Below are 22,170 nucleotides of genomic sequence, written 5' to 3'. Positions count from 1 at the left end.
GCCTGTCCCCACCTGCTCCGCCGCGAAGCCGTGGCCACGGCCCTGGTGCCGTCTGTCGAAACCGCAGCGTTTCGGGGCGTGATTCGCCAGCCCTTGTGGCGCAAGATGTCGGTATGACCGAGGACCAGGACGAGCCCGCGACCGCTCCCGCCACGACGGCCCCGGAGGTCACCATCACCCTCGACCCCCACGTCAAGGCGTACGTCGACCGAGCCGTCGAGAACGGCGAGTTCGCGTCCGTGTCCGCGGCCTTCAACGAGGCGATGCTGGAACGCATGCGCCGCCGCCCCCGCGTCCGCAGCTGGTGACCACGCCGTCCCCGCGTCCGCAGCCGGTGACCACGCCGTCCCCGCGTCCGCAGCCGGTGACCACGACGGGCGCACGGCCGGCCCGCTGACTAGCGGACGGTGACGCGGTCGCCCGCCGGCGCCGTCACCGGCGAATGAGCGGCCAGGTAGCTCGCCAGCGCCCCGGTGTCGTCCGGCCCGCCGGTGTACGTGGTCGCCCCCTCCCAGCGCGGCCAGCCGTCGAAGCCCGCGATGAGGCTCCAGGCGCCCGCGACCTTGATCTCCTGCGTGGCGCTCACCGGCGCCCCGTCGAGCGTCATCGACATGACCTTCCCGCCGCCGAGGGTGTAGCGCAGCCCGGCGGACGGGGTCAGCACCCAGCCTGCCGGATTGGGCGTGGCCAGCAGAGCCTTGAGCTGACCGCCGGTCATGGGCTGGACGTCGATGGCCAGGCTGCGCGTCGGCCGCCAGCTCGGCCATCGGGCCCCCACTGGCCGTACGGGCGACGGCCCCGGCGGCCTCGCCGAACGTCTCCCCCGCCGGCGGGGTGTTGCACCTGAAGTAGTACAGGACGTTGGACCGCAGGCCGTCGGCCTGGTTGAGCTCGATCTGCACCGAGTACTCACCCGGCTCCGGCGCCGACTCCCACGTGACGGTCTCCAGCAACGCCCGGTGGACGATCAGCCGCTTGGCCGGCACGACGAGCGTCTTCCACTCCCCTGCGCCGACGAGGCGGTACTGGATCGTCTGCTCGCCCGGCGAGCAGCCCCTGGAAGTACCCGTCCACGTCGAAGCTGACCGGACACTTCGACGCGCTGGTGCGCTCGAACGCGATCGTCAGCTCGCCGACGTCCGGGGCTGCATGCGCCCCCCGTGGCGATCTCCCGCGCCAGCCCTCACGCGGAACCGCGCGACACGAACGTCCCCCGCCCGTGGACGACGACCAGCAGGCCGCACTCCGCCAGATCCTTGACCGCGCGGCGGACCGTCACCCGGGAGACGCCGTACTGGCTCGCCAGCTCCAGCTCGGCGGGCAGCTTGGCGCCGGGAGCCAGCAGGCCGGAGGCGATGTCGTTCTCGACGTCCTCCGCCACCTGCCGCCACACCAGGTTCGGCCCGACATGGTCGATGCGATCGCTTTTGTCCACCAAGGCCATAGAAAAAAGCTAAGGGACGCAGAACCTACGAGGACAAATGACTACCTCGTTCAAGGTATGGAGAGGTCCTATCATGTCTAGTGCTTGTATCTTCCCGGCGATCCCCCCCGCGGGCCGCTGACGAGACGAAAGGAAGCACTCATGACAGACCTGTACGGCGGCAGCCTCGATGACGTGCCCTTCACCCAGCTCCGCGGCGACGGCCCACAGGGCGAGCACGTGGAGACCTGCGTCCTGATCGCCCAGATCCCCGGCATCGACGACGCCTACGCGCTCCGCGACTCCAAGAACCCCGACGCCGGGACGCTCCGCTTCACCGGCACCGAACTGCGCGCCGCCGGAATCGCCACCATCTAGCCGAGCCCGCCACAGCCGGCCCCTGCCCGAAATCAAGGCCCCAGGACCGAAACGAGCAGGGGCGGCGCCGCCGTCCACAGGGGAGCACCATGCACTGGCACGCCTACCTGTGGACCGGCAACGGCGCCGAGCGCGCAAGAGAGGCCGAACGCCGCCCCGGCTCCCCCGAGTTCCCCGCCTCGCCGCTCCCCCCGATGCGTACGGGCGACTGGCTGGCCAAGCCGGCGACGCGCATCGCGGCCACGTTCGAGACCCCCGAGCCGGCGACCAGGTGGCTGGCGGCCGAGTACGGCAAGACGCGCGACCAGCTCCGACCGCCCGAGGGGATCCCTCTCGGGGAACGACTGGCGACAGCCCTCGACCTGCTCCCCCGAGGCGTCGACGTGCAGTGGGGCGAATGGCTCCAGAGCGGCCGGTTCCTGACGACCGGCGTGATCTGCTGCCCGAACCGGCACGTCTCCCATCCATGCCCGATCAACCGCCCCAACGGACGAAGGCCGCATTCAGCCCCATAGCACCCGATGTCTAGGGTGAGACCCATGCTGATCGACGCGGTGACCGACATCCTCCGCGAGACCGCCGAGATCGCGATCCTCCCCCGGTTCCGCGCCCTCGCCGCCGGGGACGTCTCGGAGAAGGCGCCGGGCGAAGTGGTCACCGTGGCCGACCGCGAGGCCGAGGAGCTGATCAGCCGCCGCCTCCGCGACCTCCTGGACGCCCCCGTCGTCGGCGAGGAGGCGGCCTCCGCCGACCCAGCACTGCTGTCCGCCCTGCACGACGCCCCCACCGCCTGGCTGGTCGACCCCCTGGACGGCACGGCCAACTTCGTCGCGGGCCGCCCCGAGTACGCGGTGATGGCCGCCCTGGTCCGGTCGGGCCAGACGGTGGCGTCCTGGATCGTGCGGCCGGCCGAGGACGACGTCTACGTCGCCGAGCTCGGCTCCGGCGCCTGGCGGAACGGCATCCCCGTGCACCGCGCCGCGCCTCCCGCCGACCCCGCCCGGCTGCGCGGCGCCGTCCTCACCCGTTTCCTGGACGACCACGCCAAGGCCCACGTGGTGGCGGCCGAACCCCGCTTCGCCGCCCTCACCCCGGGGACGAAGTGCGCCGGCGTCGACTATCCCCGCCTTCTGAACGGCGACCAGGACTTCCTGCTGTTCCACCGGACGCTCCCCTGGGACCACGCGCCGGGCGTCCTGCTGCTGACGGAGGCCGGCGGCGCCGCCCGCCACCTCGACGCCACCCCGTACAGCCCGTCCGTCCCCAAGCCGGGCCTGCTGAACGCAGCCGACGCAGCCTCCTGGCGGACGGTGCGCACCATCCTTCTCCCCTGACGCTCCCGGGTCGCGGCTGCCGCCGCCCCTCGCTTCGCCATGCCCAAAAACGACAAATACCCCAAACAGCCATATAGCACGCAGGGCAGGTTGCGCCGAAGCCACCCACAGAATCGGGCAGATTGTCGAATTCTGAGGGATCCTGACACGAACCTGAAGATCACCTGTGAGTGGCAGGCCGAGTTAGACGGATGGGGCTCCAAAACGGTTCCTGTGATCTGGGTCACATTCATTCGATCACACAGCGCAACCGCCCGCTAACGGAACTTTCGTCCCGACCGCCAAATCCCCTCCAGGGCCAGCGAAAACATCACCTTCCGGTAACGTCACGACAAAGCCTCTGACAGATAACAGCACGGTAACGGGGGAAACGCCCCTTACCGATCCCCTCAGAACGGCTTTCACCTGCGGAGATCACTGGCTATGTTCCTTGCTATCCCTTTACTGACGCATGGGACGCATGTTGCGACCCACGACAGACCAAGGAGCAGTTCCCTTGAAGCGCATCCTCATCCCCGCCGGTGGCGCCATCCTGGCTACCGGCCTCCTGGCCGCCGGCCTCGCCGGTACGGCCTCGGCCGACAGCGACATCTCCACCGACGCGATGGCGGCGAGCGCGGCCAACGCGAAGGCGATCGCCCAGTTCTGGGCCGAGAACAACGGTGCCGCCCTCCGGGCCGCCACCGAGTCCAACGTCTGGGACAAGGCGGACGTCGCCAAGCTGCAGAGCAAGGGCGGCTACAGCGCCGACACCAAGCCGGGCACCACTGCCCCGATTGGTGAGGAGAAGAAGACCACCGCCAAGACGCAGAACGTCAACATGCCGAAGACCATCGGCAAGGTGTTCTTCGTCAACGGCAAGGGCGAGAAGAAGTGGTGCTCCGCCACCTCGCTCCAGTCGAAGTACCGCAACCTGGTCGCCACGGCCGGCCACTGCGTCTACGACACCGGCGCCAACGCCGACGTCATGTCCAAGTGGGTCTTCGTCCCCGGTTACTACCAGGGCAAGGCTCCGTGGGGCATCTACGTGGGCAAGCAGGCCTTCACCCACTACGACTTCGACGTGTACGAGGACTACGACCGCGACTACGCGTTCGTGACCGTGTACAACGGCGTCTCGCTCACCGGTAGCGGCCCGGCCCTCAAGCAGGTCGACAAGAGCGAGTACGAGGCCTACAAGGGCGAGAAGAAGGTAAAGGTCGAGGAGATCTCGAAGGACGAGTACGAGGCCGGCGTGGCCAAGTACGGTCCCGAGGGCCCCTTCGCCTTCGACGTCGTCAAGGGCAGCGTCAGCAACGTCGGCCAGGACTACAAGCCTGCCGCGGGCGAGACCAAGATCCTCACGGGTCGCGAGGTCACCGAGTACGACTACAACAAGGCCCCCAAGGGCACCAACGCTCTGGCCAATGGCGAGCAGTGCCCGACGATCTGCCAGATCTCGCTCTCCGACCCGACGAAGGCCAAGGGTCAGAGTGGCGTGACCGTGGCGATCTCCGAGGCCGAGTACAAGGAGCTCGTCGCCAAGAAGGCCAAGGGCGAGTTCCTCGGCAAGGTCGAGGCCAAGAACGGCGGCTGGTACAAGACCCAGTACTGGGTCAAGCAGTGGGTCAAGACCGACGCTGACCAGATCAAGTACTACAAGGTCATCGGCTACTTCGTCGTCGAGGGCCCCTCGGTCGCGGTCAAGGACGCCGGTCGCCTCGGCGACAACGTCGGCGGTCAGGGCTTCGCCTGGAACCAGCCCACCGGCAAGTACGTCCGCGTGTTCGGCTACCCGGCCGCGCCGCACCCCGACGGCCACAAGAACTACACCGGCATCACGCCGAAGTGGTGCTACGGCAAGACCACCAAGAAGCTGGTCGGTTCGGCCGCCAAGAAGATCGAGGAGCACGTGGCGCTGAAGTGCGCCATGACCGAGGGCGCCGACGGTGGTCCTTGGCTCCTCAACTACAGCAACTCCAAGCGCCTCGGTTACGTGAACGGTGTCACCAGCACCTTCAACGACCAGGACGGCAACAACCGCGTGGACTACATCTCCTCGCCGTACTTCGACGGTGAGACGAACGTCGTCTACAAGGCCGCTGCCAACGTTTGGTCCGGCAAGATCGTCTAATGACGGCTTCCCACGACCGGTCTTGACCGTTCGTGCGAACCGTCAGCACCCGAAGGGCTCGGCATCCGCCGGGCCCTTCGGCCTTTCCGGGCCGGAATGTGAAGGCGTTTGGACGCACGCGGAGCCGAATTGGTGCCATCAAGCCAATGTGATCTGCGTCACACCGTCCGAGCGCGTCGGATCAAGGGCGGCGGCCGGGTCCGCCAGCACCACTCACACGCTCTTTATGTTGATCAGGGCAAACAGCCTTAAGCCCGACTTCTGCTGACTCCTACGCAACAGGGACCTAAACATCACAGAACGATAACGCCCGGCTTGTCGCATCTTTTCCTCTCAAAGCGGCTACCCGACTTCAAGATCGACACTGTATGTTCCTGGCTATCCCTTTACTGACGCATGGGACGCAAGAGGCGTTCCACGACAGCGCAAGGAGTTACCTTGAAGCGCATCCTCCTCCCCGCCGGTGGCGCCCTGCTGGCCACCGGTCTGCTGGCTGCCGGCCTCGCCGGTGCCGCCCAGGCCGACCCGGACGTCGACGCCGCCGCTCTCGCTGCCAGCGAGCAGAAGGCCGCTGAGGTCCTCAACTTCTGGATGAAGTCCGACAACGCTGCCCTGAAGCAGGCCACGGCCTACTACTGGGACAACAAGGACGTCAAGAAGATCGTGCAGAAGGGCGGGTACGTCGCTGACGGCAAGCCCGGCTCCACCCCGCCGATCGGCGCCGAGAAGACCACCACGGTCAAGTCGCAGAACGTGAACCTGCCGAAGTCCATCGGCAAGGTGTTCTTCGAGGGCCGCGACGGCAAGCTGTACTGGTGCTCCGGCACCTCGATCCAGTCGAAGTACCGCAACCTGGTCGCGACTGCCGGTCACTGCGTCTACGACATCGCTGCCAACGACGAGGTCGTCTCCCGCTGGGTGTTCGTCCCGGGTTACTACCAGGGCAAGGCCCCGTGGGGCATCTACGTCGGCAAGCAGGCCTTCACGCACTACGACTTCTCGAACTACGAGGACTTCGACCGCGACTACGCGTTCGTCACCGTCTACAACGGTGTGAACCTCAAGGGCACCGGCCCGTCGGTCAAGCAGGTCGACAAGGCCGAGTTCGAGGCTTACAAGGGCGACAAGGACGTCAAGCTCGAGAAGATCACGAAGGACGAGTACGACGCCGGTGTGGCGAAGTACGGTCCCGAGGGTCCCTTCACGACCAAGACCGTCAAGGGCGCGACCAAGAAGGTTGCCAAGGACTACACCCCCGCCGCTGGCGAGGTCAAGGCCCTCGGCGGCATCGAGGTTACCGAGTTCGACTACAACAAGGCAGCGAACGGCTCCCCCGCGCAGCTGAACGGTGAGAAGTGCCTCACCATCAGCAACTGCAAGGACCTGCTGGGCGACGGCAAGCCGGTCAACCTGTCCAAGGTTGCGATCTCCGAGTCGGAGTACAAGGAGCTCGTGGCCAAGAAGGCCAAGGGCGAGTACCTCGGCAAGGTGACCGCCGAGAACGGCGGCTGGTACAAGCAGCAGTACTACGTCAAGCAGTGGTTCGCGACCCCGGCTGACTCGCTCGAGTACTTCAAGATCGTCGGCTACTACATCGTCGAGAACCCGTTCGTGACGGTGACCGACGCTGGTCGCCTCGGCGACAACGTCGGCGGCCAGGGCTTCGCGTGGAACCAGAAGACCGGCCAGTACGTCCGTACCTTCGGCTACCCCTACGCCAAGCACCCCGACGGCTCGAAGCCCTACTCCGGCGTCACGCCGAAGTGGTGCTACGGCAAGACCGGTGCGAAGGCCACCAAGGTCCCGAGCCTGAAGATCGAAGAGCACATCTCGCTGAAGTGCGCCGTCACCGGCGGCTACAACGGCGCCCCGTGGCTCCTCAAGTACAGCAACGCCAAGCGCATGGGCTACGTCAACGGCGTGACCAGCGTTCTGTACGACACGGACGGCAACGACCGCTGGGACTACATGTCCTCGCCGTACTTCGACGGTGAGACCAACTCGGTCTACACCTCCGCGGCGAACGTGTGGTCGGGCAGCATCATCCCGAAGGCTGACAGCTGATCTTCGGAATGATCCGGGCTGAGGGTCCAAACCTCCGCTCAACCTAGCTTCACCCGAAGGGCTCGGCATTTGCCGGGCCCTTCGGCCTTTTCTGGCGAAAACTGAGACGATCCCTTACCAGAGCGACAAGAGGGTCGATAGGGTTTTGACGCCCTTCTTGACAACTTCGTGGAGCCTCCCTTGAAGCGCCTGCTCATCCCCCTCGCCGCCGCCGGCTTGAGCGCCGCACTCCTTGCCCAGCCGTCCAGCGCCGCCCCCGACTGGGTCAGCGACAACCTGATGCCCAAGCCCGCCGACGCGTACAGCACCGCCAAGTTCTGGCTGGGCGCGAACGGCGCGGCCCTGCGCAAGGCGACGCAGTACTACTGGGACGCCAAGAACGTCTCCAAGCTGGTCGCCACGCAGAGCAAGGACGGCGCCCCCGACGGCAAGCCCGGCCTGACCGCTCCCACCGGCACGCCGAAGCCCACAGCCAGCAAGAACGTCAACCTGCCCAAGACCATCGGCAAGGTGTTCTTCGTCGACCACGCGGGCCGCTACCGCTGGTGCTCGGCCACCTCCATCCAGGCCCGCCACCGCAACCTCGTGGCGACCGCCGGCCACTGCGTGTACGAAACCGGCAAGGACGTCTACGCCAAGTGGATCTTCGTGCCCGGCTACTACCAGGGCAAGGCTCCTTGGGGCGTCTACGTCGGCGCGTACGCCTTCACGGCGTACGACCTCGACACCTACGACGACTATGACGGCGACTTCGCCTTCGTCGCGGTCCACAACGGCTTTTCACTCGCCGGGCGTAAGGAAGTCAACAAGGAGGACTTCTCCAAGTGGGCCGGAGACAAGTGGGTCGATCATGAGGAGATCAAGAAGGAGGAGTTCGAGCCGCTCTTCGCGAAGTACGGGCCCGACGGGCCGTACTGGTCGAAGGAGTTCGATCTCACGCCGGAGAAGGTCGGCCACGACTACACCGGCGCCAAGACCCTGACCAAGGTCGAAGTCACCAAGACGGTGTACGAGGCCGCGCCCAAGAGCACCGAAGCCAACAAGAGTGGGGAACAGTACGAGCAGGTCGGCCCTACCGCCATCAGCCAGGAGGCGTACAAGAAGCTGGCGGCCGAGAAGGCCGAGGGCAAGGTGCTCGGCTGGATCGAGGCGGTCAAGGACAAGAACGGCAACGAGATCGCCTGGTACGAGACCCACTACTACCTCAAGCAGTGGGTCAAGGAGAGCAAGACGGTCCGCTACTTCCGCGACCACTACTTCATCGGCATGGCCAAGGACATGGGTCGGCTCGGGGACGTCGTCGGCGGGCAGGGGTTCGCGTGGAACCAGCCGCGCGGCCAGAAGGTCACCGTCTTCGGCTACCCCGCCGCCCCCCACCCCGACGGCGACAAGCCCTACACCGGCGTGACCCCCAAGTGGTGCTCCGGCACGACCGGCACCAAGACGTACCAGGTCAACACCTTCCGGGTCGAGGAGCACCAGGTGCTCAAGTGCTCCATGACCCCCGGCGCCGACGGCGGCCCCTGGCTCATGAAGTACGACAACGGCAAGCGCACCGGTTACGTCAACGGCGTGACGAGCATGTTCCACGACCAGGACGGCAACGACCGGATCGACTTCGTCAGCTCCGCCTACTTCGACGGCGAGGTGGCCGACGTCTACAACAAGGCCAACTACGCCGAGACCAAGAGCATCGTCGGCCCGAACGGCGAACTGCTCAACTGACGACGCCGAAGCCCCGGGCCCGCCGAAGCGGCGGCCCGGGGCTCCACCCGCCAGAAAAGCCACCCCAGAACCGGTCCCGCAAACCGCCCGGAGACCGGCCTCGGAAACCACCCGCAAACCACCCGGAAACCGGCCCCGGAAGCCACCCCGGAACCGGTCCCGGAGCCGTCACACGGACGTGAGCTCGCGCGTACGCTCCCGCAACGCCATCACGGCCCGCTCGTTCTTGTACGGCTCCAACCGCCGCCGCAGGTCTGCCGCGTACGACCGGGACCGCGCCGACTGCAGCTCCCCCGCCAGCGCCAGCGCGTTGCCCGCGGCCTGGCAGGCCTCCTCCAGCTCGCCGCTCTCCAGCAGCCCGGCCGCCAGCAGGGACAGGTTGAACATCCGCCCCCGCACGTACCGGGTGTCCATGTCAAGGGAGCGCCGCGCCAGCCGCACCGTGCGCTCGCCCTCCCCCAGGTCGCGGAAGCAGTGGGCGAACTTGGCCGACAGGTAGGCCTCGTCGAAGTAGCTGAGCCAGCGCGGCTCCTCGGTGGGCCTGCGGGCGTCGAAGGCCAGCTCGGCCTGGTGCAGGGAGGCCCCGCAGGACCTGGGGTCGCCGAGGCCCGCGTGCGCGTGGGCCTCCAGGACCTGCGCGGAGGCCAGCAGGGTCTGGACGCCGGCCCGCCGGGCCGCGAGCTGGGCGGCCCTGGCCAGGTCGAGGGCGTGGGCCGGCTGGCCCATGTAGATCGCCTGGTGGGCCATGCCGGCCAGGATCTCGCCGCCCAGGGTGTGGTCGTCGGCGCCCCTGGCCAGGCGGAGGGCCTGGATGAGGTAGCGCTGGGCCAGGCCGTGCTGCTCCATGTCGTAGGCCATCCAGCCGGCCAGGCGGGTCAGCTCGGCGGCCGCGACGGCCAGTTGCTTGCCGGTGGACTCCCCGTAGCTGCCGTCTTTCAGCAGGGGGGAGACGGCGGTGTCGAGGTACTTCACGACGGACGAGCGCACCCGGCCGCTGCCGAAGCGGTTGTCGAGCTCGCCGAAGGACCGGGTCACCTCGTGGATCGCGGCGATGTCGGCCCTGCCCACCCGGCGCGCCCCGGTGCCGCTGGGACGCCCTTCTGGAGGCGCCGTCAGCCAGCGGATGGCTCCGACGGATCCTGCGCCGATCGCGAAGGTGGAGTCGATCAGAAACCTCCGCCTCTCCACGTCGGCCCGCCACAACGCCGTCACGGTCGCGACCCCCTCCTGCCACGTGTGGGTGAACTCCTGACCGAGATCGAGGGGCGTGACGTTGGTCGGCATGCCCAGGTCCTCCGAGCTCACCGGGCGGCCGAGCCGCAGCGCGAATATCTCCGTGAGCAGGCACGGGACGGGATCCCGTGGCTTCTGACCCCCGATCCACCGCAGCACAGAGCTGTGGTCGTACTTCAGACCCGGGGTGCCGCGCGCGGCTCCCAGGTCGTTGAGGCGCCTGGCCAATCCCTTGTGGGAGAAACCCGCCTCCGCGATGAGCTGCTGGAGCAGTCGGTTAGGCTCGCGTTCCATCGCTCTCCTCGTCACAGGAGTCGGCGCCCACATCCTTACAGAGAGCTATTTTTATAGCACGTTGCGTAAAGGGTTTTCGACAGTTCCCAAAGGTCACGCGAACTCCATCGCAATCCCTTCGCCAGTCCTGCTCGGGCTCAGGATCTGGATCCGGCTCACCTGGACGGGGAACTCACCTACCCATGCGGCGGGCGGGAAACCGCAATGCCCGCTGACCTGGGCGGAAGCGGGAGAACGAGCGAGCGGGGGCCGACCGGCCCCCGCTCGTGACGGTGGATCAGGCGCGCGCGACGCCGTCGGCGCGGGCCTGGGCGGCCACGGCGGCGGTCACCGCGGGGGCCACCCGCCGGTCGAACGGGCTCGGGATGACGTACGTGGCCGAGAGGTCGTCGCCGACGACGGCGGCCAGCGCCTCGGCGGCGGCCACCTTCATGTTCTCGGTGATCGTCGTGGCCCGCACGTCGAGGGCGCCGCGGAAGACCCCCGGGAAGGCCAGGACGTTGTTGATCTGGTTGGGGAAGTCGGAGCGCCCGGTGGCGACCACCCGGGCGTGCCTGGCGGCCACCTCGGGATGGACCTCCGGGGTGGGGTTGGACAGCGCGAAGACGATGGCCTCGGGCGCCATGGACGCGATGGCCGCCTCGGAGACGGTCGAGCCGGACAGCCCGAGGAAGACGTCGGCGCCGGCCAGGGCCTCCTCGGTGGAGCCGGTGTGGCCGGCCCGGTTGGTCTCGCGGGCCAGGGCCTCCTTGACCGGGTTGAGCCCTTCGCGGCCCTCGTAGATCATGCCCTTGGAGTCGGCGACCGCGATGTCGCCGATGCCGGCGCCCAGCAGGATGCGGGTGACGGCGACGCCGGACGCGCCCGCGCCGGCCACGACGGCCCGCAGGTCGCCGAGCGCGCGGCCGGTCAGGCGGGCGGCGTTGCGCAGGGCGGCCAGGGCGACGATGGCGGTGCCGTGCTGGTCGTCGTGGAAGACGGGGATGTCGAGCAGGTCGCGCAGCCGGTCCTCGACCTCGAAGCAGCGCGGGGCGCTGATGTCCTCCAGGTTGACGCCGCCGAACGACGGCGCGAGGCGCACGACGGTCTCGACGAGCGCGTCGACGTCGGTGCAGTCGAGGCAGATCGGGACGGCGTCGACGTTGCCGAACTCCTTGAACAGCAGCGCCTTGCCCTCCATGACCGGCATGGCGGCCGACGGCCCGATGTCGCCCAGGCCGAGCACGGCGGTGCCGTCGGTGACGACGGCGACCACGTTGGAGACCCAGGTGTAGTCGTTGACCAGCGAAGGCGTCTCGGCGATGGCGGTGCAGACCCGGGCGACGCCGGGCGTGTAGGCGAGCGACAGGTCGTCGGCGTCGCGGACGGGAATGGTCGAGCGGACCTCCAGCTTGCCCCCGCGGTGGAGCGCGAAGGCCGGATCGAGGTCGAGCGGTTCGACGGAAGCAGAAGCGGGCGTGGCAGACACAGCGACCCCTGTATTCATCGGAGCGGAAGAGACCTTCGGCGTACGAGCGCGAGTGGGCTGGCTTCGGTAGCTGCCAAGCTCCCCCTCGTCGGTCGTCTCTGAGGGGTTACGGGGGTCACCCGTCTCCCCATAGTGCCACATGGTGAGATGGTCGATGGTGTCGGAGCCGACGCCGTTCCGTTGACGCATTGTTAAACGCGGGATGACGGACCGCAGCTAAACCCCATTTAAACTGCACAAAACGCAAGTTACGTGGCATAACTCTTTCGAGGAGGCCGTACATGGCCCTCAGCCCCAAGGGCCGCCGTGGCTACGCTGTCGGCGCGCTCGCCCTGACCGCCGCTCTCGCCCTCAGCGCCTGTGGCAGCGACACCGGAGGCTCCTCCGGCAGCACGACCGGCGCGAGCGCCTCCGCGGCCGGCGGCGTGAAGCTCGTCCAGCCCGGCAAGCTCACGGTCTGCACGAACATCCCGTACGAGCCGTTCCAGTTCAAGGACGACAGCGGCAAGATCGTCGGGTTCGACGTGGACATCGTCGACCTCGCCGCCAAGAAGCTCGGCGTGACCCAGAACATCGTGGACATCGACTTCGCGGTGATCAAGAGTGGCGCCGCCATGGCCGCGGGCAAGTGCGACGTGGCCGCCGCCGGCATGACGATCACCGACGAGCGCAAGCAGAACATCGACTTCTCCGAGCCCTACTTCGACGCCACCCAGGCGCTGCTGGCCAAGAAGGGCTCGGGCGCCAAGTCCCTTGAGGACGTCAAGGCCAAGAACCTCAAGCTGGGCGCGCAGGCCAGCACGACGGGCCTCGACTACGTCAAGAAGCAGGGCTTCAACCCCACCGAGTACGCCGACTCGGCCAAGGAGCTGCTGGCCCTGCAGGCCGGGCAGGCCGACGTGATCGTCCAGGACCTTCCCGTGGTGCTGACCTGGCTGAAGAAGCCCGAGATCGCCGAGAAGTTCGAGCTGATCGCCAGCCTGGACACCGGCGAGCAGTACGGCATCGGCCTGAAGAAGGGCGCCGACCCGACCCTGCTCAAGACGATCAACGAAGAGATCACCAAGGCCAAGCAGGACGGCAACTACGAGAAGATCTACGTGAAGTGGTTCGGCAAGAAGCCCGGCGAGCTGGGCTGATCCATGGCCGACCAGCCGAAGATCGCTGAGCCCGGCCGTACCGGGCTCAGCCCTCGGAAGAAACAGCGGATCACGCGGGCCGTCCAGTACGTCGTGCTGGCCGCCGCGCTCGTCGCTGTCGTCCTGTACGCCGACTGGGCCAGCCTCGCCCAGAACTTCGCCAAGGTCGACGTGGCCAAGCAGGCCCTGCCCGACCTGTTCACGATCGCGCTGCGCAACACGATCATCTACACGGTGGGCGGTTTCGTCTTCTCGTTCGTGCTCGGGCTGCTGCTCGCGCTCATGCGGTTGTCGCAGGTGCGGCCGTACCGGTGGATCGCGACCATCTACATCGAGATCTTCCGCGGCCTGCCGGCGCTGCTCATCTTCCTGATGATCACCTTCCTGCCGCTGGCGCTGCCCGGGTTCGAGGTGCCGTTCGGCACGTACGGACAGGGCATCCTGGGCCTCGGCCTGGTCGGCGCCGCCTACCAGGCGGAGGTCTTCCGGGCGGGCCTGCAGGCGGTCCCCAAGGGCCAGACGGAGGCCGCCAGGTCGCTCGGCATGTCCGCGACCAGGGCGCAGGTGACGGTGGTCATCCCGCAGGCCATCCGCATGGTCATCCCGCCGACCACCAACCAGTTCGTGTCCCTGCTCAAGGACTCGTCGCTGGTGCTGTTCCTGGGCGTCTCCGGCGAGTACGTCGAGCTGGCCAAGTTCGGCAACGACCTGGCCTCCCAGTACGCCAACGCCACGCCCATCATGGTCGCCGGCGTGACGTACCTGATCGTCACGATCCCGCTGGGCTACCTCGCGTCCCGGCTTGAGGGGCGTAAGCGGAGGAGCCAATGACGCACGCCATCGAGCTACGAGAGCTGCACAAGTACTTCGGCAGGAACGAAGTGCTCAAGGGCATCGACATGACGGTCGAGCCGGGCCAGGTGGTGTGCGTCATCGGGCCGTCCGGCTCGGGCAAGTCCACGCTGCTGCGCTGCGTGAACCTGCTGGAGGAGCCCACCAAGGGCAAGGTGTTCGTGCAGGGCGTGGAGGTGACCGACCCCGACGTGGACATCGACGCCGTACGACGCCGCATCGGGATGGTCTTCCAGCAGTTCAACCTGTTCCCGCACATGACCGCGCTGCAGAACGTCATGATCGCCCAGCAGCGCGTGCTGAAGCGCGGCAGGCGGGAGGCCGAGGTCGTGGCCCGGGAGAACCTGGAGAAGGTGGGCGTCGGCGCCAAGTGCGACTCCTACCCCACCCAGCTCTCCGGCGGGCAGCAGCAGCGGGTGGCCATCGCCAGGGCGCTGGCCATGAACCCCGACCTGATGCTGTTCGACGAGCCCACCTCCGCGCTCGACCCGGAGCTGGTCGGCGACGTGCTCACGGTCATGCGCAAGCTGGCCGAGGAGGGCATGACCATGCTCGTGGTCACCCACGAGATGGGCTTCGCCCGCCAGGTGGCCGACCGGGTGGTCTTCATGGACGGCGGCGTCGTCGTCGAGGACGGCGAGCCCGCCCAGGTGATCGGCGATCCGCAGCAGGAGCGCACCCGCGCGTTCCTGCACCGGGTGCTGCACCCGGAGGAGTGAGCCGTGCGGGCCCCCGGAGGCGCCGGGGGCCCGGCGACTCGTGTAATACTCCGGCATGGACCTGACCTCTTACGCAGAGTGGGCGGTCCGCCTGATCAACGATCCCGCCCCTCCCCCTGAGCTCACCGCCCTGCGCGCCGAGCTGGCCGCCGTGTTCGACGTCGCGGGCGACGCGCACGCCGTCGCCGAGCGCCTCAACGCCCTGCTCGTGCGCTATCCGGTGCACCCGCGGCTGTCGGACCACGACGGCCAGGGCTGGCACCTCCACCTGGCCGAGGACTCCGCCGCCAGCGCGGTGATGGGCCTGGCGGCCGTCGTCGCCGAGGTGGGCCCCGACCGGCTGGGCCGCTGCCACGAGCCGCGCTGCGCCCGCGCCTTCCTCGACACCTCCTCCAACCGCTCCCGCCGCTACTGCTCCCCCCGCTGCGCCACGCGCGCCAACGTGGCGGCCTACCGGCGCCGCAGGAGCGCCCAGGAGGGCTGAGGGGGCGTCGACGTGGTCATCTGCGGCGTACCAGCGGCCAGTAACGCAGCACGACGCGCCCGACGATCTCCTCGACCGGCCCGAAGTCCCAGCTGTCGCGGCGGCCGCCGGCGCGCTGGTTGTCGCTCTCCAGCCACCAGCCGCCCTCGCCGTGCCACTGGGCGCGTTTCACGATGAGCTGATCGGGGTCGCCGGGCAGCCGGGCCACGACGAGGTCACCCGGATGGACGGCGGCTCCCCGGCGGACCAGGAGCCAGTCGCCGGGGACCAGCGCCGGACGCATCGAATCGCCCTCGACACGCACTCTCATGGGCAGAGACCCCCTACTCCACAGGCGTTGGGACCCGAGTAAGGTCGGTTGTGGACCAAGCTGATTCAGCATCAAGGAAGGACTTTCTGATGCTCGCACGACTGCTACGACCCAAGCATGTCGCTTCCGCCCACTGCGACCTGCCCTGTGGGGTCTACGACCCCGCCCAGGCCCGGATCGAGGCCGAGTCGGTCAAGGCGATCATGGAGAAGTACGAGGCCAGCGACGACCCGGTCTTCCGCACCCGCGCGCTCATCATCAAGGAGCAGCGGGCCGAGCTGGTCAAGCACCACCTGTGGGTGCTCTGGACCGACTACTTCAAGCCGCCGCACCTGGAGCAGTACCCCCAGCTGCACCAGCTCTTCTGGGAGGCCACCAAGCTGGCCGGCGCCGCGGCCGCCAAGGGCACCGTCGACGGCGGCAAGGCCGACGAGCTCCTGGCCAAGATCGACGAGATCTCCAAGATCTTCTGGGAGACCAAGGCCGCCTAAACGGCATAAAAGGCTCTGTGCGGTCCAGACCGCACAGAGCCTTTTCCGTTGATGGCGAGTCTGAATCCGCCAAGGACCTCCCGGGGGCGGTAAGTTGCAGTTGGCGTCGGAAACGCGAGGAGGAACGTGACCGAGGAAACCGAGACGCGTGCGGAGGGTGTAGCGGGCATCCGCGACGTGGTGAGCATCAGGCTCCCCGCCGCGAGTGCTTACCTGTCGGTGCTGCGCACGGCCACCGCCGGCCTGGCCGCCCGGCTTGACTTCACCCTGGACGAGATCGAAGATCTGCGCATCGCGGTCGACGAGGCGTGCGCCATGTTGCTGAGCGAGGCGGTTCCGGGCACCGACCTGACCGCCGAGTTCGAGCTGACCGGCGACGTGATGAAGGTCAGCGTCGAGGTGGCCACCGTCGGCAGCTCCGCCCCCAAGCGCGACGACTTCGCCTGGATGGTGCTGACCGCCCTGGCCGACGACGTCGACGCCGTGACCGACTCCCCCGACCGCATGGCGATCGTCCTGCGTAAGCGCCGAGGCGCAGCGAGGCCGGCGTGACGGAAAGGACTGGAGCCATGGCCACCAGCGAACACGCCGTGCCCGACAGGGTTCGCGCCCGCTTGCTCTTCGCCGAGCTGGCCGAGCTGGGTCCCGAGGAACCGCGACGCCAGCGCATCAGGGACGAGCTGGTCGAGCTTCACCTTCCGCTGGTCGAATACCTGGCCCGCCGCTTCCGCAACCGCGGCGAGTGGCTCGACGACCTCACCCAGGTCGCCACGATCGGGCTGATCAAGTCGATCGACCGGTTCGATCTCAAACGCGGGGTGGAGTTCTCCACCTACGCCACGCCCACCATCGTCGGCGAGATCAAGCGGCACTTCCGCGACAAGGGCTGGGCGGTCCGGGTGCCGCGCCGCCTGCAGGAGCTGAAGCTCTCGCTGACGAAGGCGATCAGCGACCTGTCGCAGCGCGAGGGCCGCGCGCCCACGGTCGCCGAGCTGGCCTCCTACCTCAAGATGACCGAGGAGGAGGTGCTGGAGGGCCTGGAGTCGGCCAACGCCTACTCCACGGTGTCCCTCGACGCGCCCGACTCCGGCGACGACGACGCCCCCGCGGTGTCCGACTCGCTGGGCATCGTCGACGAGTCGCTGGAGGGCGTCGAGTACCGCGAGTCGCTCAAGCCGCTGCTCGAACGGCTGCCGCCGCGTGAGAAGCGCATCCTGCTGCTGCGGTTCTTCGGGAACATGACGCAGTCGCAGATCGCGACCGAGCTGGGCATCTCGCAGATGCACGTGTCCCGGTTGCTGGCCCGTACCCTCGCCCAGTTGCGCGAGGGGCTGACCGCGGAGGACTAACCGTCCCCGTAGAGAGCATGGGTGGTGGGGGGCGCGAGCAGCGCCACCAGCCCGGTCAGGGCGACCACGATCAGCGGCACGCCGATCAGTGGCTGGTCCGACTGGATGAGCGTGACCCCGACGGGCAGCAGGAAGATCTGTGCCAGCACGCCCGGCGACCTCCCCCACCGCTCCGCCCGCAGCAGGCCGCCCCAGGCGACCCAGAGCAGCCCGGCCCCGATCAGCAGCCCGAAGGCCGACTCCGCGATGGCCGTGGTGAGACTGTCAGGTGTGCTCACCACCGTCTCCACCGCGACGTAGATCCCGAGCCCGAGCGCGATGAGCCCCTCCAGGGCCACGACGACGGCGGCGACGAGCAAACTCCACGGACGCTTCGACACAGCTGAACCCTATCCGCCCCCGGGTCCGGTCCGGCCGGGGATGTTCCCCCACCCCGAGCGGGTCGGCGATCAGCGACTACGCTGGCGATATGCGCGCAATGTTGCTGGTCAATCCCAAGGCCACCACCACCAACGCCCGCACGAGGGACGTGTTGATCCGCGCGCTGGGCGCGGCCGTGGAGCTGTCGGTGGAGGAGACCGGCTACCGGGGGCACGCCGCGACGCTGGCGGCCACGGCCCGCGCCAAGGGCTTCGACGTGGTCGCGGTGCTCGGCGGCGACGGCACGATCAACGAGACGGTCAACGGCCTGCTCAACCCGGTCAACGGCCACGACGTCCCGCCGGCCGACGATCCGAGCTCGGGCCGTCCCGGCCTCATCGTGATCCCCGGCGGCAGCGCGAACGTGTTCGCCCGCTCCCTCGGCCTGCCGAACGACCCGGTCGAGGCCACCGGCGCGGTCCTGGAGGCGCTGAGAGAGGACCGCCGCCGGACCGTGGGCCTGGGGCACGCGCTCTGGGAGGGAGAGAGCCGGTACTTCACGTTCTGCGCGGGCATGGGGTACGACGCCGAGGTCGTACGGGCCGTGGAGGGCCTGCGGGGCACGGGGCGGAAGGCAACTCCCGCCCGGTATGTGAACACGGCTCTGCGGCACTATCTGGCCACGGACAAACGGCACGCCCCGATGACCCTGACCGGGCCGGGCATCCCGGCGGCCGAGGGCGTGTTCATGGCGATCATCTCCAACACCTCGCCGTGGACGTACCTGGGGGCCAAGCCGGTGACACCGACGCCGTGGGCGAGCTTCGAGACCGGGCTCGACCTGCTCGGGCTGCGGCGGATGGGGCCCGTCCAGATCGCCGGGCTGATCCGGCAGATCCTCACGGAGAGTGACGCCGTCCCGTCCGGGAAACACCTCGTCCAGTTGCACGACGAGGCCGAGTTCACCCTCGCCGCCGACCGTCCCGTGGCCTTCCAGCTGGACGGGGACTACCTGGGCGAACGCGAATCCGTAACGTTCCGGTCTACCCCGAACGCGTTACAAGTTCTGGTCTAGCTGGTTACATTCGGTCATTGTGTGACGCATCCGACATCCATAACCGCCAAAACTTCGCCCCAACCCCCTTGCGTGCACTCTCCGTGGCTGGAAGGCTCAAGACTGACGTCGGAACGTAGGACCTTTAACAACCCCAAGGCCCTCCGGCCGTCAGGCGGACAACCCCGGTCCAACACCTGGATCCGGGTAATTGTTCGCGCGAGTTAGTGAAACTCTTCACAAAGTAGTAGCCGCACGGAGCCGACCAAAGGTTCCATCTACTAAGGAGTGGACGCATGGACTGGCGCCACCGAGCTGCCTGCCGTGACGTGGACCCCGAGCTGTTCTTCCCGATCGGCAACACCGGCCCTGCCCTGATGCAGATCGAAGAGGCCAAGCAGGTCTGCCGGTCCTGCCCGGCCGTCGACGCCTGCCTGAAGTGGGCGCTGGAGTCCGGACAGGACGCCGGCGTCTGGGGCGGCCTGAGCGAGGACGAGCGCCGCGCACTCAAGCGCCGCACCGCCCGCGCCCGCGCCCGCGCCTCCGCCTGATCTGCCCCTGATCCATCTCGCCTGATCTGTTCCACCTCCGCTCGACCCTGCCTTCCCCGCAGGAGCCGCCCAGCTTGGCGTGATCGACGTTTCCGCCAAGACCCCGCCGCGTCGCGCACGCGGCGGCCAGGCTCGCACGGACCGGGCGCCGCCCTCGAAGACGGTCGCCCGGCCCGGCGGACTCTCAGGCGGACGGCAACGGGATCGACAACCCGACGTGCGTGCCGCCGCCCTCCCGCGGCTCGATCGTGAGCTTGCCCGACAGCTCCCCCTCCACCAGCGTGCGGACGATCTGCAGCCCCAGACTGGTGGACTTGTCGAGGTCGAAGTCGGCGGGAAGGCCGCGCCCGTCGTCCCAGACGGTGACGTTCAGCCGGTCGGGGGCGGGCTCGACCAGCACCTCCATCCGCTTGGGGCGCCCGTGCTGCAACGCGTTCTGCAACAGCTCGGTCAGCGCCATGGCCAGCGGCGTGGCGATGAGCGAGGGCAGCACGCCGAACGCGCCCACCCGGCGCGGCGTGACCGCCGCCTCGGCCGCCGACACCTCGCCCGCCATCGCGATCACCCGGTCGGCGATCTCGTCGAAGTCGACGAACTCCTCCGGCGCGTGCGACAGCGTCTCGTGCACGATGGCGATCGAGCCGACGCGGCGCACGGCCTCCTCCAGCGCCTCGCGGCCCTCGGGCACCTGCAGGCGCCGCGCCTGGAGCCGCAGCAGCGCGGCGACCGTCTGGAGGTTGTTCTTCACGCGGTGGTGGATCTCGCGGATCGTGGCGTCCTTGGTCATCAGCTCGCGCTCGCGCCGCCGCAGCTCGGTGACGTCCCTTATGAGGACGAGCGCGCCGATGCGGCCGCCGCCGACGATCAGCGGGATGGCTCTGAGCTGCACGATCGTGCCGCCCGACTCGACCTCGGTCTCCTTGGCCGCGCGCCCGCTGGCCACGATCATCAGGTCTTCGTTGATCGGCTCGTCGGAGTAGCACAGCGTCGCCGTCACCCGGCCCAGCTCGGCGCCGACCAGGTCGGCGTGCAGGCCCAGCCGCCGGTAGGCCGACAACGCGTTGGGCGAGGCGTAGGTGACCCGTCCGGCCCGGTCGAGCCGCAGCAGGCCGTCGCCGACGCGCGGCGAGCGGACCAGGATCGGCTCCTCCCCCGAGAACGGGAAGCGTCCCTCGGCGACCATCTGCGCCAGGTCGGAGGCGCTCTGCAGGTAGGTCAGCTCCAGCCGGGACGGCGTGCGGGCCGAGGACAGGTTCGTGGAGCGCTGGATCACCCCGAGGAAGCGGCCCTCGCCGTTGTCGACCGCCCGGCGCACCGGGATCGTCTCCTCGCGCACCGGGACGCCCGTGGACCAGTCGGGATCGCCCTCGCGGCAGATGCGGCGCTCGTTCCAGGCGGTGTCGATGAGGTGGCGCTCGCCCTTGGCGGCCACGCTGCCGACGATGTCGTCGTGGTAGACGGTGGGGCCGGTGGTGGGGCGCATCTGGGCGATGGCGATCCAGCCGTTCTCACCGAGCAGCGGCGCCCACAGGATGAGGTCGGCGAAGGACAGGTCGGCCAGCAGCTGCCAGTCGGAGACCAGCGAGTGCAGCCAGTCGAGGTCCGCCTCGTCGAGTGCGGTGTGGCGGGCGACGAGGTCGCTGAGAGTCGGCACGAGTGCATCATGCGTGCTTTCGCCGCCAACAGCCAAACCGACCCCCTGATCGAATGCGCAGCTCCCGGCCAGGAAGGACGCGGCACGGGTGCGTCGCCGTGCACCCGGCGCCTCTTTCGGGGAATCTCGTACTGTGAGAACCGTCACACGGCGGGATCGCTCGATCCCCATGACGGCGCTTCACGGGCATTGCCGGAGGTGATCGACACGGGCGGGTGGCTCCTCGACGACGCGGGCCTGACACCGGCCTCGGTTGCGATCGCGCACGCAGCTGTGGATATCCTTCACAATCAGTCTGAGCTGCCCGGATTCGCGCGTACTTGGCGGTGTGCGCGCTCCGTGCGGATATGCCGTCCTCCCAGGTGGTTGACCGCTCGGGCCGATATGAGTTCCGATGATCTCGCGGTGATCAGACACGCCCTCACCGCCGTGCCAGAAGTGAAGGTGAGAGCGTGACCGACGACGGCCCCCGCGTTCCCAAGTACTACGACGTGAAACGCAGTCTTCTGGAGCTCACCAAGAGCCTGCCCGCGGGCACCGCCCTGCCTCCCGAGCGCACGCTGGCCGTGCGGTTCGAGACCTCGCGCACCACCGTCCGCCAGGCGCTGACCGAGCTGGTCGTGGAGGGCCGGCTGCTGCGCATCCAGGGCAAGGGCACGTTCGTGGCCCAGCCGAAGGTGGCGCAGGTGCTCCAGCTCACCTCCTACATCGGCGACCTGCGCACGGCGGGCCTGGAGCCGGACACGAAGATCCTGGAGATCGGCTACATCACCGCGGACGAGGCCCTGGCGCGGCGGCTGGCCATCAACCCCGGCGGCCGGGTGCTGCGCATCCACCGGCTCCGGCTGGCCAACGGCGAGCCGGTCTCGATCGACACCACCCACCTGTCCGCCCGGCGCTTCCCCCGCCTGCGGCGGGAGCTGGAGGTGCACGCCTCCCTGTACGAGACGCTGCACAACGCCTACAACGTACGGCTCACGGACGCCGAGGAGATCATCGAGACCGTCCTCGCCACCCCGTACGACGCCAAGGCCCTCGGCGTGGACGTCGGCCTGCCGATGCTGCTGCTGACCCGCCACGCCTTCGACGCCGACGGCAACCCGGTGGAGTGGGCGCAGTCCCTCTACCGCGGCGACCGGTACAAGTTCGTCACGCGCCTGCGGCGTCCCTGACCG

The 22,170-nt window shown here is 68.5% G+C and carries 24 protein-coding genes; 17 read left to right on the top strand and 7 right to left on the bottom strand.

Translation table 11 applies throughout. The features are described 5' to 3' along the window. Positions 1 to 113: 113 nt before the first annotated feature. Positions 114 to 308 carry a hypothetical protein gene (locus ACIBQ8_RS39420; RefSeq protein ID WP_397179794.1) on the top strand — a complete coding sequence of 65 codons (195 nt, stop codon included), beginning with the start codon at positions 114 to 116 and terminating at the stop codon, positions 306 to 308. Positions 309 to 397: 89 nt separating this feature from the next. Here the strand turns inward: ACIBQ8_RS39420 and ACIBQ8_RS39415 are convergent, their stop codons facing one another. Together ACIBQ8_RS39415 and ACIBQ8_RS39410 are read right to left on the bottom strand one after the other, a co-directional pair. Further along, positions 398 to 778 carry a hypothetical protein gene (locus ACIBQ8_RS39415; RefSeq protein WP_397194593.1) on the bottom strand — a complete coding sequence of 127 codons (381 nt, stop codon included), beginning with the start codon at positions 776 to 778 and terminating at the stop codon, positions 398 to 400. Between the two features lie 405 nt (positions 779 to 1,183). Then, positions 1,184 to 1,435: a GntR family transcriptional regulator gene (locus tag ACIBQ8_RS39410; RefSeq protein ID WP_397194592.1), complete on the bottom strand. Its 252-nt coding sequence runs from the start codon at positions 1,433 to 1,435 to the stop codon at positions 1,184 to 1,186. A gap of 150 nt (positions 1,436 to 1,585) precedes the next feature. Between ACIBQ8_RS39410 and ACIBQ8_RS39405 the strand changes: the two genes are divergently transcribed. From ACIBQ8_RS39405 to ACIBQ8_RS39380, 6 genes are all read left to right on the top strand, one after another. After that, a complete protein-coding gene (locus ACIBQ8_RS39405; RefSeq protein WP_397179797.1) occupies positions 1,586 to 1,801 on the top strand; it encodes a DUF397 domain-containing protein in 216 nt (71 codons plus the stop codon). An 89-nt stretch (positions 1,802 to 1,890) separates the two neighbouring features. Then, entirely contained in the window at positions 1,891 to 2,316 is a 426-nt protein-coding gene (locus ACIBQ8_RS39400; RefSeq protein WP_397194591.1) for a hypothetical protein, read from the top strand. 24 nt (positions 2,317 to 2,340) lie between these two features. Then, positions 2,341 to 3,135: an inositol monophosphatase family protein gene (locus ACIBQ8_RS39395; protein ID WP_397194590.1), complete on the top strand. Its 795-nt coding sequence runs from the start codon at positions 2,341 to 2,343 to the stop codon at positions 3,133 to 3,135. 496 nt (positions 3,136 to 3,631) lie between these two features. Beyond that, positions 3,632 to 5,248, top strand: coding sequence for a trypsin-like serine peptidase (locus ACIBQ8_RS39390; protein WP_397194589.1), 1,617 nt, complete (start codon positions 3,632 to 3,634; stop codon positions 5,246 to 5,248). A 438-nt stretch (positions 5,249 to 5,686) separates the two neighbouring features. Further along, positions 5,687 to 7,312 (top strand): hypothetical protein, encoded by a 1,626-nt coding sequence (locus tag ACIBQ8_RS39385; RefSeq protein ID WP_397194588.1) that lies wholly within the window; start codon positions 5,687 to 5,689, stop codon positions 7,310 to 7,312. Between the two features lie 180 nt (positions 7,313 to 7,492). Next, positions 7,493 to 9,037: a trypsin-like serine peptidase gene (locus tag ACIBQ8_RS39380; protein WP_397194587.1), complete on the top strand. Its 1,545-nt coding sequence runs from the start codon at positions 7,493 to 7,495 to the stop codon at positions 9,035 to 9,037. A 168-nt stretch (positions 9,038 to 9,205) separates the two neighbouring features. Here the strand turns inward: ACIBQ8_RS39380 and ACIBQ8_RS39375 are convergent, their stop codons facing one another. Together ACIBQ8_RS39375 and ACIBQ8_RS39370 are read right to left on the bottom strand one after the other, a co-directional pair. Then, positions 9,206 to 10,564, bottom strand: a complete 1,359-nt coding sequence (locus ACIBQ8_RS39375) for a hypothetical protein (protein WP_397179803.1) — start codon at positions 10,562 to 10,564, stop codon at positions 9,206 to 9,208. Positions 10,565 to 10,841: 277 nt separating this feature from the next. Continuing rightward, positions 10,842 to 12,050: an NADP-dependent malic enzyme gene (locus ACIBQ8_RS39370; protein WP_397194586.1), complete on the bottom strand. Its 1,209-nt coding sequence runs from the start codon at positions 12,048 to 12,050 to the stop codon at positions 10,842 to 10,844. Positions 12,051 to 12,313: 263 nt separating this feature from the next. On the opposite strand from ACIBQ8_RS39370, the gene ACIBQ8_RS39365 reads away from it, so the two are divergent. The 4 genes from ACIBQ8_RS39365 to ACIBQ8_RS39350 are packed head-to-tail and all read left to right on the top strand — an operon-like array spanning position 12,314 to position 15,226. Beyond that, complete coding sequence (locus ACIBQ8_RS39365; RefSeq protein WP_364391396.1) at positions 12,314 to 13,171, top strand: ABC transporter substrate-binding protein; 858 nt, start codon at positions 12,314 to 12,316, stop codon at positions 13,169 to 13,171. Between the two features lie 3 nt (positions 13,172 to 13,174). Beyond that, positions 13,175 to 14,002: an amino acid ABC transporter permease gene (locus ACIBQ8_RS39360; RefSeq protein ID WP_397179804.1), complete on the top strand. Its 828-nt coding sequence runs from the start codon at positions 13,175 to 13,177 to the stop codon at positions 14,000 to 14,002. After that, positions 13,999 to 14,742, top strand: a complete 744-nt coding sequence (locus ACIBQ8_RS39355; RefSeq protein ID WP_397179805.1) for an amino acid ABC transporter ATP-binding protein — start codon at positions 13,999 to 14,001, stop codon at positions 14,740 to 14,742. Before ACIBQ8_RS39360 ends, ACIBQ8_RS39355 begins: the two co-directional genes overlap by 4 nt. 55 nt (positions 14,743 to 14,797) lie before the next feature. Next, positions 14,798 to 15,226, top strand: coding sequence for a CGNR zinc finger domain-containing protein (locus ACIBQ8_RS39350; protein ID WP_397194585.1), 429 nt, complete (start codon positions 14,798 to 14,800; stop codon positions 15,224 to 15,226). Between the two features lie 16 nt (positions 15,227 to 15,242). Here the strand turns inward: ACIBQ8_RS39350 and ACIBQ8_RS39345 are convergent, their stop codons facing one another. Continuing rightward, positions 15,243 to 15,536, bottom strand: coding sequence for a S24 family peptidase (locus ACIBQ8_RS39345; RefSeq protein WP_352331378.1), 294 nt, complete (start codon positions 15,534 to 15,536; stop codon positions 15,243 to 15,245). An 89-nt stretch (positions 15,537 to 15,625) separates the two neighbouring features. Here ACIBQ8_RS39345 and sodN point away from each other — a divergent pair, with 89 nt between their 5' ends. The 3 genes from sodN to ACIBQ8_RS39330 all read left to right on the top strand — a co-directional run bounded on the left by sodN (position 15,626) and on the right by ACIBQ8_RS39330 (position 17,376). Further along, a complete protein-coding gene (gene sodN, locus ACIBQ8_RS39340; protein ID WP_352331376.1) occupies positions 15,626 to 16,027 on the top strand; it encodes a superoxide dismutase, Ni in 402 nt (133 codons plus the stop codon). A gap of 126 nt (positions 16,028 to 16,153) precedes the next feature. Further along, complete coding sequence (locus ACIBQ8_RS39335) at positions 16,154 to 16,579, top strand: anti-sigma factor (RefSeq protein ID WP_352352342.1); 426 nt, start codon at positions 16,154 to 16,156, stop codon at positions 16,577 to 16,579. 17 nt (positions 16,580 to 16,596) lie between these two features. After that, on the top strand, positions 16,597 to 17,376 hold the full coding sequence (locus ACIBQ8_RS39330; protein ID WP_352322896.1) for an RNA polymerase sigma factor SigF: 780 nt from the start codon (positions 16,597 to 16,599) through the stop codon (positions 17,374 to 17,376). Here the strand turns inward: ACIBQ8_RS39330 and ACIBQ8_RS39325 are convergent. Beyond that, positions 17,373 to 17,756: a hypothetical protein gene (locus tag ACIBQ8_RS39325; RefSeq protein ID WP_397194584.1), complete on the bottom strand. Its 384-nt coding sequence runs from the start codon at positions 17,754 to 17,756 to the stop codon at positions 17,373 to 17,375. The two genes, ACIBQ8_RS39330 and ACIBQ8_RS39325, sit on opposite strands and share 4 nt — an antisense overlap. 89 nt (positions 17,757 to 17,845) lie before the next feature. On the opposite strand from ACIBQ8_RS39325, the gene ACIBQ8_RS39320 reads away from it, so the two are divergent. Both ACIBQ8_RS39320 and ACIBQ8_RS39315 read left to right on the top strand, forming a co-directional pair. After that, the gene (locus ACIBQ8_RS39320) at positions 17,846 to 18,811 is read left to right on the top strand and encodes a diacylglycerol/lipid kinase family protein (protein ID WP_397179808.1); all 966 of its coding nucleotides are present in this window, start codon (positions 17,846 to 17,848) and stop codon (positions 18,809 to 18,811) included. A 275-nt stretch (positions 18,812 to 19,086) separates the two neighbouring features. Beyond that, entirely contained in the window at positions 19,087 to 19,341 is a 255-nt protein-coding gene (locus tag ACIBQ8_RS39315) for a WhiB family transcriptional regulator (RefSeq protein WP_113705541.1), read from the top strand. A gap of 184 nt (positions 19,342 to 19,525) precedes the next feature. On the opposite strand, the gene ACIBQ8_RS39310 is transcribed toward ACIBQ8_RS39315, so the two are convergent. Further along, positions 19,526 to 20,995 carry a histidine kinase N-terminal domain-containing protein gene (locus ACIBQ8_RS39310; RefSeq protein WP_357985039.1) on the bottom strand — a complete coding sequence of 490 codons (1,470 nt, stop codon included), beginning with the start codon at positions 20,993 to 20,995 and terminating at the stop codon, positions 19,526 to 19,528. A gap of 452 nt (positions 20,996 to 21,447) precedes the next feature. On the opposite strand from ACIBQ8_RS39310, the gene ACIBQ8_RS39305 reads away from it, so the two are divergent. After that, positions 21,448 to 22,167, top strand: a complete 720-nt coding sequence (locus ACIBQ8_RS39305) for a GntR family transcriptional regulator (RefSeq protein WP_090772855.1) — start codon at positions 21,448 to 21,450, stop codon at positions 22,165 to 22,167. The last annotated feature ends 3 nt before the right edge of the window (positions 22,168 to 22,170 follow it).

The organism is Nonomuraea sp. NPDC049646, from assembly GCF_044465525.1.
GTDB lineage: Bacteria > Actinomycetota > Actinomycetes > Streptosporangiales > Streptosporangiaceae > Nonomuraea.
The sequence above is the reverse complement of the archived record's forward strand: the minus strand, read 5'-3'. Positions and strand labels throughout refer to the sequence as shown.